The organism is Bradyrhizobium denitrificans, assembly GCF_013179005.1.
Classification (GTDB): domain Bacteria; phylum Pseudomonadota; class Alphaproteobacteria; order Rhizobiales; family Xanthobacteraceae; genus Bradyrhizobium; species Bradyrhizobium denitrificans.
Window position 1 is genome coordinate 1 of the sequence record NZ_JABFDP010000049.1, and the last position, 12,953, is coordinate 12,953.

The 12,953-nt window shown below is 60.2% G+C and carries 11 protein-coding genes; 7 read left to right on the plus strand and 4 right to left on the minus strand.

Annotated elements, in window-relative coordinates; translation table 11 throughout:
• A partial coding sequence (gene traA / locus HL671_RS35380) for a Ti-type conjugative transfer relaxase TraA (protein ID WP_172243227.1) occupies positions 1-2,519 on the minus strand: 2,519 nt, incomplete at its 3' end.
• Between the two features lie 215 nt (positions 2,520-2,734).
• Here traA and HL671_RS35385 point away from each other — a divergent pair.
• Together HL671_RS35385 and HL671_RS35390 are read left to right on the plus strand one after the other, a co-directional pair.
• On the plus strand, positions 2,735-3,061 hold the full coding sequence (locus tag HL671_RS35385) for a conjugal transfer protein TraD (protein ID WP_172243311.1): 327 nt from the start codon (positions 2,735-2,737) through the stop codon (positions 3,059-3,061).
• A gap of 1 nt (position 3,062) precedes the next feature.
• A complete protein-coding gene (locus HL671_RS35390) occupies positions 3,063-3,308 on the plus strand; it encodes a conjugal transfer protein TraD (protein WP_172243230.1) in 246 nt (81 codons plus the stop codon).
• A gap of 160 nt (positions 3,309-3,468) precedes the next feature.
• Here the strand turns inward: HL671_RS35390 and HL671_RS35395 are convergent, their stop codons facing one another.
• Both HL671_RS35395 and HL671_RS35400 read right to left on the minus strand, forming a co-directional pair.
• Positions 3,469-4,779, minus strand: coding sequence for an ATP-binding protein (locus tag HL671_RS35395; RefSeq protein ID WP_172243233.1), 1,311 nt, complete (start codon positions 4,777-4,779; stop codon positions 3,469-3,471).
• Entirely contained in the window at positions 4,776-5,438 is a 663-nt protein-coding gene (locus tag HL671_RS35400) for a response regulator (RefSeq protein WP_172243236.1), read from the minus strand. Before HL671_RS35400 ends, HL671_RS35395 begins: the two co-directional genes overlap by 4 nt.
• A gap of 191 nt (positions 5,439-5,629) precedes the next feature.
• Between HL671_RS35400 and HL671_RS35405 the strand changes: the two genes are divergently transcribed.
• From HL671_RS35405 to HL671_RS35420, 4 genes are all read left to right on the plus strand, one after another.
• Positions 5,630-6,412, plus strand: coding sequence for a COG4705 family protein (locus tag HL671_RS35405; RefSeq protein ID WP_210264239.1), 783 nt, complete (start codon positions 5,630-5,632; stop codon positions 6,410-6,412).
• Positions 6,413-6,593: 181 nt separating this feature from the next.
• Positions 6,594-6,887 (plus strand): hypothetical protein, encoded by a 294-nt coding sequence (locus HL671_RS35410; protein WP_246706044.1) that lies wholly within the window; start codon positions 6,594-6,596, stop codon positions 6,885-6,887.
• 231 nt (positions 6,888-7,118) lie between these two features.
• Positions 7,119-7,922, plus strand: coding sequence for a COG4705 family protein (locus HL671_RS35415; protein ID WP_172243242.1), 804 nt, complete (start codon positions 7,119-7,121; stop codon positions 7,920-7,922).
• Positions 7,923-8,040: 118 nt separating this feature from the next.
• Entirely contained in the window at positions 8,041-8,343 is a 303-nt protein-coding gene (locus HL671_RS35420) for a hypothetical protein (RefSeq protein WP_172243244.1), read from the plus strand.
• Positions 8,344-10,592: 2,249 nt separating this feature from the next.
• Here the strand turns inward: HL671_RS35420 and HL671_RS35425 are convergent.
• Positions 10,593-10,808 (minus strand): hypothetical protein, encoded by a 216-nt coding sequence (locus HL671_RS35425; protein ID WP_172243247.1) that lies wholly within the window; start codon positions 10,806-10,808, stop codon positions 10,593-10,595.
• Between the two features lie 915 nt (positions 10,809-11,723).
• Between HL671_RS35425 and HL671_RS35430 the strand changes: the two genes are divergently transcribed.
• A complete protein-coding gene (locus HL671_RS35430; protein ID WP_172243250.1) occupies positions 11,724-12,944 on the plus strand; it encodes an efflux RND transporter periplasmic adaptor subunit in 1,221 nt (406 codons plus the stop codon).
• Positions 12,945-12,953 lie beyond the last annotated feature (9 nt).

A 12,953-nucleotide genomic window follows, 5' to 3' on the forward strand; every position in this document is an offset into this window, starting at 1 on the left:
ATCGCATCCACGGCGCGGGCATGGCGCACGAGCGCTCGGGTACGCACGCGACGCAATTCCTTTTCTGCCTCTTCCGCCACCTTCCTTTCCGGCGCTTCGGTCTCGCGCCGAAGGGCTTCCGTGCCGCCCCTTTCCCTTTCCGGCGTTTCCCGCTCTGGCCTCAGTCCACAATCCGGGTCGGGCACATCCGACGGAGAGCGAAGGCCGCCGAACATGTCGCGTACCTTCTCGGGCACGATCTTGCGCACGATCTCGGCCACGCGCTCGCGGAAGCTGATCCCACGCCGTTCGGCGTAGCTCTGTACCGGATCGGCACGATCGTAGTCCGAGGCCATGTCCTTGGACCGGTCGCGCGACAGCGTGCGGACAAGCCGGTCCTGACCTGCAAAATCGTCACGGCTATAATGCAGGTCCATGCCGTCGCGATGGCGCGACAGGGCGACATAGCTGCTGTGGGCGTCCATTCCCGGCGTTGCCAGCACATGGACGCGGTCGACCGTCATGCCCTGCGCCTTGTGGATGGTCGCGGCATAGCCATGGTCGATCCGGTTGTAATCCTTGAGGTCGAAGCGAACGGATCGGCCATCGTCGGTCTGCACGGATATCGATTGCCTGTCGACCTGCTCGATAGTCCCGAGCGTGCCGTTCTTCACGCCAAGCCCGCGCTGATTCTGCAGGAACATGACGCGATCCCCGCTGGCGAAGTTTCTCGCGCCGCGCTCGACGGTCAGGCGGACGTCATCCCCCAGATCGCCGGCGGCCCGCATCCGCTCGCGCGCTGCCTCGTTGAGAGCGCGGACTTCGTCGTTGGTGTGGGTCAGGATGATCCGGCTCTGGTCGGGCGGCGCCTGCCGGTCGCGGTCCCAGCGCTCGATCAGATCGGCGCGCGCCCGCTCGCGGGTCTGGGCCTCATGCACCATGCCGCGGGAGCGATACGCTTCAAGCGCATTGGTGGCCTTGCCAGTGGCGAGATCACGCGTGGCGTCGCGCTGCCAGTCCTCCCGCTGACGGCGCACTTCGCCGATTTCTGCTCCGCCGTGTCGCTCATGGATCGACCGGAACGCCGCGCCCGCCTCGATGGCCTGCAGCTGTTGCGGATCGCCGACCAGCACCACTTTCGCGCCGGCCTCGGCTGCATGGGACAGCACGCGCTCCAACTGGCGCGTCCCGATCATGCCCGCCTCGTCGATCACCAGCACATCGCGACTCGTGAGCAGGTCGCGGCCTTGTTCCCACCCGTGCTCCATGCTCGCAATGGTGCGTGACGGGATGCTCGATCCGCTTTCGAGATTTTCCGCCGCAATGCCGGACAGCGCCACGCCCCGGACCTCATAGCCTACCGCTTCCCAGGCTTCCCGCGCCACGCCTAGCATCGCGCTCTTGCCGGTGCCGGCATGGCCGACGACAATGCCGAGATCGCGCCCATCGGTGATATGCGCCAGCGCCTCGGCTTGTTCGCCGGAAAGCACAAGGCCACGCGCTTCCGCGCGTGCCAAAGCGGCCTCGCGGTCCGCGTCCCGCGTCGTATGGCGTTCCCGTTCTGCCATGAGTTCAGCGGCGCTGTGCAGGCGCTGTTCGGCCTCGATCATTTCGTGGGTGGTGAAGCGATCCTCGCCGCGACTGTCATTGCCGAGTTCGACCAGACCGGGGGCGCTACGCATCGCACTCATGACCTCGTTGAACTGGTCGAGACCGTCGCTGTGCCGGTGCGCAAACTTCGCAATGTCGCGCTGTGTGAAGGTCGATTGTTGCCGGGTGATAGCGTCCAACCCCATGGAGGGATCGGCGATGATCCGCGCGCCATTGCTGCGCGCGATCTCGCGGTGGATCTCGGCGCGATCGGCCTCGCTGCCTTCGCCCTCGATGCCGCGGTCCTCAATGCGCTTGGCGGGGGCGCCGATCTGGCTTTGCGGCTCGAGTGCGATACCCTGCGCTTCCAGACTGCGATGGTCGATGCGCGCGTCGATGTCGAGCTCCGCTAGGCGCTCGTTGGCGAGTTCGGCCCAGCGTTCGCGCCAGCGCTCGACCATCTCCGTGCGGTTCCAGTCCCGCACCTTTTGGCCAAAGCCGTTCTCGTCCACGGCGCGCATGGTGAGCATGACATGGGCATGCGGTTTGGGCATGCCGTCCTCGGTCACATCCCAATGCACATTGAGATCGGCGATCATGCCCCGATCGACGAATTCGGCTAGAGCGAAATCGCGGGCCAGTTCGATGCCCTGAGCCCCACTCATCTCGCGGGGAAGGGCAAATTCGACCTCGCGGGCCAGCTGGGCGTCTTTGCGGACTTCGGCCGCCTCGACATCGTTCCACAACCGTTCGCGGTTACTCCATGCCTGCGGCGCATTCTCCGGCAGCATCACCTCGGAATGGACGACGCCGCGCTTGCCAGAAAAGTCGTGGCTGCGGTCCAAGCGTTCGTCGCGCAGCCGCGAGCCCGAACGGTAGGCGGCTGACGCCACCGCGCTCGAGCCGGATTTTCGACCAATGACCTTGACGTGAAGATGATAGATCGCCATCGCGACCGGATCATCTACACAGCGAAGCGCACGTCGGCACGACGTATAAGNGGATCATCTACACAGCGAAGCGCACGTCGGCACGACGTATAAGCGCGCCCTCCCTCGAAAAGATCTCGGGAGGGATTACACCGTCTCAAGCCATCCTGGCGACATTACAGAATTCCGCCGGGTGCCCAGCTATCATTTCTCCATCAACGCTCACGGAGAAGATGATGCGTAAGCCACGAGACTTTGATGCTGAACTGAAGGCACTCGGGGACAAGGCGCGCGACCTCAAGAACCGCAAGGTGCAGCAGCTCGGCGAGCTGGTCATCGCCACGGGGGCAGATGCGCTCGATGCCAATGAACTGGCCGGCGCGCTCATCGTGCTTGCCGAGACAAGAGAGGCTGGAAAGAGGGAGGCATGGGCCAAGCGCGGGGCCGCGTTCTTTCAAAGCCGGGCGCGGCGAAATGCAGCAACAACTGACGGCCACACGGACCGCGCTCCTGCGCAACCAAGCGGCGCGCAACCGGCATCAAGCCGCAAGGGCGCGACATGACATGCGCACGTGGCAGGTCGAGCGCCGCAAGCGCACGCGGCATCTCATCGAACTCGGCGGTCTTGTCGTCAAGGCGGGTATCGTGGACCTGACCGGCGATGATCGTGCCACGATCTTCGGCGCGCTGCTTTGGATGGCTGTCAAACTCCAAAGCGATCAAGGCGAACGGGCGCGGGCGGCGTGGGCCGCAAGGGGGAAGCGGGCGTTCGACATGGACCCGGCAACCCACGCACGCAAAGATCGTTAACGCGCGACAATGGTACGTTACCCCCAGCGCGACGATGAAGGCATCTAGTGACATCCTCCGGCTCATCGAGACCAGACAGGCAGGCAAGCAGGGTCGATTTGCTACTCTAGGACGGGCCCAACCAACGCTTCTCGACTACCTCGCTCATTGGGGCGACGCCTCAATCGCTGGCAATAGGCAGCCGAACCGTGGCACGGAGTCCTGACCGACCTGTGCCCGCGATATTCTCAAGCGCGATTGTACCGCCCAGGTTAGCGACAATCCGCTTCACGATGGACAAGCCGAGACCGGTTCCTTCTCCTTCCGGGCGGGAGCCGCGGAAGAATGGCTCGAAGATCTGATCGATGTCGGTCGATGCGACGCCGGGACCGGTATCCTCGATTTGCAAGATCGCGAAGGCGTCCTGTCGATAGACCCCGATGTCGATTGTTCCGCTCCGGGGCGTGAATCGAAGCGCATTGTCAAGCAAATTGCGGATAATTGCCGCGATCATCACCGGTTCGCTGCGGACCATGAGAGGTTCGACAAGTGCGAAGCCCAGATCGACGCCATGATCAAGCGACGCGGCCAGCAGATCGGTCACGACTTCCTTTGCTACATCGTCCAATGATGTCAGCGGCATTTCGGCAGCACCGGAAGGGATTGCTTCATGCCGCGCCAACGCAAGCAGCTGCTCCAGGAGACGCTTGGTGCGGTGCATTCCATGCTTGAGCGCCGCGACGCGCTCACGCGCTTCGTTTGGCAGCGCGACTGAATCGAGGTTCTCCGCCTGAAGGCTGAGGGCGGTGATTGGGGTCCGGAGCTCATGCGCCGCGTCGGCCACGAAGCGCCGGTGCTGGTCCATCAACAGCCGCACTCGCTCCAATAGTCCGTTTATCGAGACGATGAACGGATGTAGCTCACTGGGCGTCTCCTTCAGCGGTAGCGGAGCCATGTCATCGGCGCGTCTGTTGTCAAGATCTCCGGCCAGCCGGATCAACGGGCGTAGCGAGTGCGCGATGACGAATGCAGTGACGAGCAGCAGGAACGGAACCAGCGCCGCAATGGGTAGCAAGGTACGGAGTGCCATGTCGCGCGCCGTCTCGTCGCGGACGGCTGTCGGTTGTGCCACCGCGAACCGACTTCCGTCCGGCCGCGTCCGCAACAGGGCACGGATCCTCCGACCTTTATACCGCGCGGTCTGCAGACCGTCCTTCAATCCAAACAGCTGGCGGTCATCGGGCGAGCCGCGAGCCAATTTCCCCAGCTCGATCAGCTGGATTTCAGCGTCCTCCTCAATCCCCTGCAACGGTGGGCCGTCGGACAGGCTGCCATTTTGCGCCAGGCTTGCAAATTGAGTCAGCGCCGAATCCTGGATCTCAATCGCCTCGTCAAATGCCCAATTATAGGCGAATGCACCCCCGATTGCGCCGGTCAGGACGATCATTGCAGTCAACCCGACAAAGAAGCGTCCTCGCAACGATCTGATCATGACGAGCCGTCCACCATCCAACCCATGCCGCGCACGTTGCGGATGGCCGTGGCTCCGAGTTTCTTGCGGATGTTGTGGATCAGGAACTCGATCGCATTGCTCTCGACCTCTTCATTCCAACCATAAATCTGCCGTTCCAGGTCGCTCCGCGACCGGACCGTGCCCGGCCGCACGAGCAGCGCCTGCAGCAGGGCGAACTCGCGTGCGGTAAGCAGGGCGCTCTGGTCGACAAACGACGCCGCCCGGGTCGACGGGTCAAGGCTAAGCTGTCCATTGCTCAGAAGCGGCGGGGAGCCACTCGCTTCGCGCCGGAGCACGGCACGCATCCGAGCCAGTAGTTCGCGAAGCTCGAATGGCTTCACAAGGTAGTCGTCCGCGCCGAGATCAAGTCCGTCGATCCGATCGTCGACCGCGTCCCGTGCGGTCACGATGATCACGGGGACCCTCCGCCCCGGGGTACGCAAGCGCCGAAGCACCTCGCGGCCGTCCGCCTTCGGTAGCCCCAGATCGAGCAGGACCAGATCGTAACGTTCGTTCTCCGCCGCGTGGATCGCCGTCTCGCCGTCGGCAACCCAATCAACTGCATACGCGGCATCTTTGAGCGCCTGTTGCATGGCGGAGCCGATCATCCTGTCGTCCTCGATCAGCAGAATTCGCATTGTCCTTTCCTCCAACCCGGAGGCACACTGCCAACTGTTGTGCTCCAGACTTAGCGCAGACTTAGCGCGACGTCCGCTAAGCCGCGCTTTAAACAGAGTATTTCTCGCCGCGCCAGAACTGGTCGATCCTAAGGCGCAGCTAAGTCGGCCATGGCCAGATCGGCGTCGCTCGCGATTCGGGGAAGACCAGGATGTCCACGACTTGGGAATTGCGCGTTTCGCCTATGCTGAACAAAGTTCCGGAGATCACGCTGATCTTCTGGACCATCAAAATCCTCTCGACAACCGTTGGCGAGACTGGCGCCGACTATCTCGCGGTGCACGTCGGCCTCGGCGCAGACCTGACCATGGCATGCATGGCCGGCCTTTTGATCGCAGCCCTGATCCTGCAGCTACGCGCGCGCCGCTATGTCCCTTGGATCTATTGGCTGACAGTGGTGCTGGTCAGCATCGTCGGAACCCAGATTACTGATTTTATGAGCGACAAGCTCGAGATCAGCCTGTACGTCAGCACGGCCATATTCGCCTGTACGTTGGCTGCGACCTTCGCGATCTGGTACTCCGTCGAGCATACACTTTCGATCCGCACCATCGTCACCACCCGCCGTGAACTGTTTTATTGGGCCGCCATTCTCTTCACCTTTGCGCTCGGCACCGCGGCAGGTGACCTTGCCACAGAAGCGCTCGGACTCGGCTTCCAGTTCGGGGTCATCGCGTTCGGTGTGCTGATCGCATTTATTGCGGTCTTCTATACCCTCGGAGTCAGTCCGGTCCTCACCTTCTGGCTCGCTTACATTCTGACGCGGCCCCTTGGCGCTTCCGTTGGCGATTTGCTGTCGCAGTCGCGGGACTATGGCGGCGCGGGTTTCGGCACAACTCACACCAGCCTCGTTTTCCTGGCCGTGATCATCGCGCTGGTCGTCTGGGTTACCTTCGAAGGCGACCGCGCCGAAACCGCCGATCCAGCCGAGTGATCATCCAAATGATCCTGATCTTCCACCCAAGAGCCGCATCGATCGCGCAACACAAATCACGAGGAGATTGTTCATGAATCGAGTGCTTCCGGCGCTGATGGTCGGCTTGGCAACATGGGTCCTCGGCGGGCCGGTGCTTGTAGGCGGGCCCGCCTCGTTCCTGTCCCGCGCCGAAGCGGGGATGTCCTCGAAGCTCGGCGACCTCTCGCCGTTCCGCGCGATCGTCGTCGACGTCGCTGGCCTGGTCGAAAAGGGCGATTTGGTCGGCGCCAAAACCCGGATTCGGGATTTAGAGGAGCAGTGGGACAACGCCGAGGCTGGCCTGAAGCCGCGCGCGGCTGCCGACTGGCACACCGTTGACAAGGCGATCGATCGTACTCTCGAGGCGCTGCGGGCAGCGACGCCGGATGCGGCCAAATGCAAGCAGACGATCGCTGACCTGCTGTCTGTTATGGAATCGATCGGAAAATCCTGACCGGAGTCTGCGGGGTTGGAAGCCCTGAGAGACGTCAATTAGAGGTTTCACGACTCCGCGCCGCGCGAGCACTGATGCAGTCCCGAGAATACGACCTGAGGCGCTCGCTAAGCGGCAATGTCGCAAAAATGTGTCGTCAATAAGCGACCTTGTCATGCCTCCTGCATTGTTGTGCGCGAAGACTTGCTGAGGTGCGACGCCGAAGTGACCTGAACGTCTGCGAGAGGCACAATGCAAAACGAAGACGAGATCCTAAGCAAAGTCCCCGAGGTGACGCTCGGCTTCTGGGTGATCAAGATCCTGGCCACGACGCTCGGTGAAACGGGCGGCGATGCGGTGACGATGACCTGGCTGCACGCCGACCAAAATGCTCACAACGGGGGCTATTTAATCGGCACAGGCATCTTTCTTGCGGTATTCGTTGCAGCGGTGATCGCCCAAATCGCAACGAGAAGATTCAACGCTTGGATCTACTGGCTGGCGATCGTGGCGTCCACGACAGTGGGCACGGCCATGGCCGATTTTTTCGATCGCTCGTTGGGCATCGGCTACACCGGAGGATCGTCGATCCTGTTGGCGGGCGTCGTATGCTCGCTCGGAGCCTGGTACTTCACTCTCGGTTCAATCGACGTTCAGACGGTCGCAACGCCAAAGGTGGAAATCTTTTATTGGATAACGATCACGTTTTCGCAGACGCTTGGCACCGCTCTCGGAGATTGGATGGCGGATAGCACCGGGCTGGGATATGAGGGAGGCGCTCTCGTCTTCTGCGCAGGGCTCGGCCTCCTTGCGGCTTTGTACTATTGGACTACGATCTCGCGCGTGTTCCTGTTCTGGGCGGCTTTCATATTGACGCGGCCGCTTGGTGCGACCGTCGGAGATTTCCTGGACAAGCCGACGAGCCACGGTGGCTTGGCGCTGAGTCGTCCCTTGGCCTCTGGAGTGATCCTCGCCTTAATCGTTCTGCTGATTCTGGTCTTGCCGCAGAGGCCGGGACGGCATCCTGGATCCGGCGTAGCAGCGCAAGTGCAGTGACTTCAGAATGGCGTCCTCGTATTCTGCCGAGGACATTCGCATTCGTCCCCCCGGACAAATCGTTTGGCAGCGGACGTCGTTGACAATGCGGGTTCTCTTGAGCTTGGTGAGCGCTACAGTGCTGGCCGCGTTGGCGCGCCCGGCGATCGCAGGTCCTCCATTTGTGTCCGACGATCCCGAACCGCCCCCTTATCATCAGTTCGAGATATACACCTTCAACAACGGAACAAATAAGCGCGACGGTACGGATGGCGAGACCGGAGTAGATTTCAACTATGGTGCAGCGCCTGATCTTCAGCTTACGGCGACCTTGCCCGCGTGCTTCAGCCAATCTGCGGGTGGCCGCACCAATTTCGGGTTGAGCAACATTGAGCTCGCCGCGAAATACCGCTTTCTCGCGGCGGGCCCCAGCAGGAGGTAGATCCCGGCGGCTATCGGGTCTTGAGGACGCGGTCACCAATCATTTGGAGCAACTGACCGGATCGGCGCTCTTATCGACGTTACTCTCCGTCGGCAGCGAGATGAACGCGGGAGCGAATGCAATACGAACAATGCCAGCCGACGCTGAAAATCAGGTCGAGGTTTCCAGCGCGAGCCCTCGCCAATCGCGATCTCTTGTGCCCGAGCGGTATCGCGCTTAGGATCGAAATAGCGAAGCTCAAGATCAATGAAAGGTCGGTCAGGATCGAAGGTTGAACTGCCAGCGTCCGAACATCGGGATTGGCCGTTCGCGCAAAATTCTGACGCAAAAGGTTGGGCAATCATCAGCGATCCAGCGAAGCCATTGCGGAGCATGGTAGCGCGCTTTAAGTCAACCGACCGTGGACACGTCGCACACAAGCAGCAGATCAGGCGCTGAAGTTAAGAGAAATGGCTCCCACAAAGCAGGGGCGGAGTAGGCGGCCAGCGAGCTGACAGCACTTGTTGTGTTCGGACACTTCAAATCTCCCTCTAAATCGCGAAGGCTCGCAAACGTCATCCCGTTGTTGAAACAAGCGAGCGGAGAATCGCCTAGGACGTCATGGTCGCTTTCGGTTCGCCGCGCATGCTTAGGAGAGCTCGGTTCAGATCCTCGTCACAGTCAACTTGATGGAGAAATGCTTTGGCGAAATGGACGGCGCAGGGCGGCGCCTCTGAAATGGTCTCGCTGACATCGCCCTCTGGCGTCCGGACCGACGTACCAGGTAGTCCAGCCCGGTGCGACAGCGAGGAAGCTCTATCCAATTTCCAATGCAAGTCGCTTGCAATGCATAGCGCGTGTCCTTGCTTCCGGGGTGGCCGTCTCGAAGTGCAACAATCACGCGGTTGCGTTAACTCTTTACGCACTGTTCTGGTAAGCTACGATCGATTGAGTCGGAGCAAGATGATGTCATGAACATGACCCGACGAACACGGTTCTTGCTCGCTTTAACGGCCTCACTTGTTTGCGTCGTGCTTGATCTGAGCTATGCGCTTGGGCTCGGAAGCACCGTAATTCACGACGCTCCACTGAATCCCTTCAACATCGATCAGCTGCCGCCTGATGTCGGACTGTTGTTTTTCAGATGTGCCGCGGGAGCCGAGGACTGGCCCATTACTTTGCGACCTCGTTGATCGACGCCAGGATTGTCCGGCCGCACTTCGAGTTGTCCCAGTGCGATAATCGGTCTGGGTTTCGGATTGGCCCAAGCTGTCTCCGCAAGGAGTTGGTGGGCCTTGGCTACCGCTTGCCAAGAAGCTACTACACCGCATGCGACGAGTAGCGAACCAGGCCAGCGATAGAGATCAGCCCCGGCCCTTGGACGGCATCCTGGTTGTCGGCCGGCTCTCTACGAAAGACGCTTCTTTACTCTTCACTCTTCCTGTCGCGGCTTGAAAATTCGCGACCACCCGCGCTAGCGCTTTTTTGTGGGATGCGGCGTGGCCTGAGGAAAAGCTCGATTTCCTTTAGGTGACGCAACGACCGGATTAGTCTGGGCAACGGGGCCGCCCAGCGAGGTCGGCTTCTTTGGACCACCGACGAATGATTGCGCCTTCAGTTGTCCCGTCGACACGAGAACGCTACCAAGTATCAAAACCAAGCAGGAAGCCCGTCTCACTTTGCACCTCAATTCAGCGATCTTTTCTGCGGGACGGCACGGAAGCCTTGGTTCGAGCTGCCATCAAGCATGGCGATGAGCCCTTCCGATTAGCGTGCCGTTTTGACCGGCGAACCAAGATCTCGGACCAGCTAGCCACGCACGGCGCAGGGTCTAATCTACTCACCTGACACCAACCTCAACAAAAGCTAGCGTACGGCCGGCCATCGTCGTCCGCAAGGGGCGCCGGTCTTCAAAACGTAGCCGCGCGCGCACTTGTTCCCCCACCCTAGTCCGCAACCGGCCAAAGCCTAGCTAAGTCGGGTTTGGGGTCCGGGCTTCCCTGACTTCTTCAGCCACTGCGTTCTCCTAGGTCATCTGGGCAAAATGACCTCAGGCTGGACCACATACGATAGGATGGGACAAAATTCGGGATTGTCCACCAACCGCGTGCCGACGAGTTCAAGACAGCCACCATTGATGATAGTCCAGACTACGCCATCTCCCGTCTTTGCGATCGAAGTGCAACGTGTTTGCATATACATTACCAGTTGTGGCCGCCAGCTTGCGTCGATCCAAAGAATTCCGAGCGAGCCCATGGGCTTGGTTTCGCTTACTTCGATGCTTTCTCGATGATCTGTGCAATCGCCGACACGAGCGCAGCCAACGCGGCGGTGGCGGCCCATTTAGATTGTCCGGCCAATTCAGAGGCTAAGAAAAAGCTATCGACTTGATAAGCCAACCCGAGGCTGAAGGCCACTAGCAGTGCCAAACCGCTCGCGAGGAATGCCGAGAGAAAGGCGATCCAAAAGGCAAGATGTTTGTTCATAGTCATGCTCAGAAGGCGAGGTTCGGCGAAACTTCATTGGCAGGGCCATCTTCCGGTTGCCGCCAAGCAGCTCGGCAGCGGTCTTCATCCTTTCGCTGGGATGCGCAGCGAGATACCTACGGTCGACGTCCGCTCGTTCTTCAAGAGTGACATCTTGCGGACTGCTGTAGCCCTCAACGGCCAACGACGAGCGGATAACCGCTTGCCTCCTTTTTTGGACGAGCTCTGGTGTTTGTCTCCCATCGAACGTTTCGAAATAGAACCTGACGAAATTATCGCTGTCCGCGATGCTCTTGTCGAATGCCCCTGCCACGTAGCCTTCAATGAGCGGGCGATTCGTATTGCACTGGACGACGAGGTCTTCGGCGTTTGTTCCTTGTGCGGTCGAAGAGAGGAGTACAACGGCCTGGCACAACACATCGGAAGCTCTGGAACCAATCGCACATCGGCCGCATTTCCGTTTCCGTCTCGTTAGCCCTGCTTGGCTGTCGCACGAAGCAAGCGGGAGATATGGGGGTAATTCGATTGCGACGTGCCGCGATTAATTGACGAGTTCATCGCTTTTCAAGGCGGAGCTCGACCGCCGAGACCCAGGTGAGCGAGCCTAACCCCAGAATATGTCCAAGTACCACGGAATTTGCGATTGCGACATCGATCTGTCTCGCTGCTTGCATAGCGATCAGGACCATTGGCGTCGCGTTGTAAGGTTGGTGTAAGCTAGTTGTAAGATTGGTGTAAGGTAACGGCGATGCCGTGCTCCCGGGGCGACCTGCCCAGGCGAATCTTGGGCGCTTGCTCCGCGCTGCCCAACCATTTATTCAACGCTTTGTGCGCGAGGTGCTTCGCGGTTCTGCGAGAGCTCAGCCACGCCCCGACTCCCGGTATTGTGTAACCGACCATGGCGCCGAATTCGCAATGAATATTGTCAAACAATTCGTTGGGACCAAAACGGTGCTGGCGATTCTCGCGGTGATTGCCTTGGCTGGTTTGGCTTGGACAAGGCTTGCCGTCGTGCACAGTCAGCCCGAGGTGTCCACGCCAAAGCAAGCCGTCGGACGGGCCGCACCGGTACCCAATGGCGAAGGTGCTGCTGTTGAATTGACCGAGAAGCAGGCAGCTGCGGTGCAACTCGGTCAGGCCGGCTCGCGCGAATTCTCTTTGCGAAAAACCACAGTCGGCACAATTGATTTCAACGAAAACATGCTCGTCCAGGTGTTCTCGCAATACTCGGGGAAGATCATCAAAGCGTCGTTCAACATCGGCGACGACGTCAAGCAAGGCGACATTCTGTTCACGATCGACAGCCCCGACCTTCTGCAGGCTGAGTCGACGTTACTGGCTAGTGCCGGTGTGCTGGAGCTTCAGAAACGGAATCTGGCGCGAGCGACGAATCTCTTGAAGTCCGGAGGCAGCGCTCAAAAGGACGTTGATCAAGCGACTTCGGACGAACAAACTGCCGAAGGCAACTATAGAGCCGCGCGGAATGCCGTTCGCATTTTTGGTAAAACGGATAATGAGATTGACCAGATCGTCAATACGCGCAAGGTCGACTCCACTCTTCTGGTGCCAAGTCCGATTTCAGGGCGGGTGGTGGCGCGGAGCGCGGCGCCTGGCCTGCTGACGCAACCGGGCAATGCGCCGGCGCCTTATCAGATTGCTGACATAGCGACGATGTGGATGGTCGCGAATGTTATCGAAACGGATGCGCCGGCGTACAAACTTGGGCAGGAGGTTGAAGTTCGAGTGCCGGCCTACCCGGGCCGCGTCTTCAAAGGCCGTGTTACCAATCTAGGCTCGACAATAGACCCTACAACGCGCCGTCAGCTGGTGCGCTCGGAAATTGCCGACCCCGACCACCTACTGCGCTCGGGCATGTATGCGAGCTTCGTGATTCGGCTTGAAAATCCAGTGCAATCGACGGCCGTACCCGCGAATTGCGTCGTTCGCGAGGGCGACGGCACGATGACAGTCTGGGTCACAAAAGACGGTCGACGGTTCTTAAGACGAGCGGTTAAGGTCGGGTTGCAGCAGGATGGATGGACGCAGATTCTCGAAGGTCTGGAGGCTGGTGAAACCGTCGTCACGGATGGTGCCATTTACTTGAGCAACAAGCTCCTGCTGGGGGATGCCGGATGATCCAGCGCG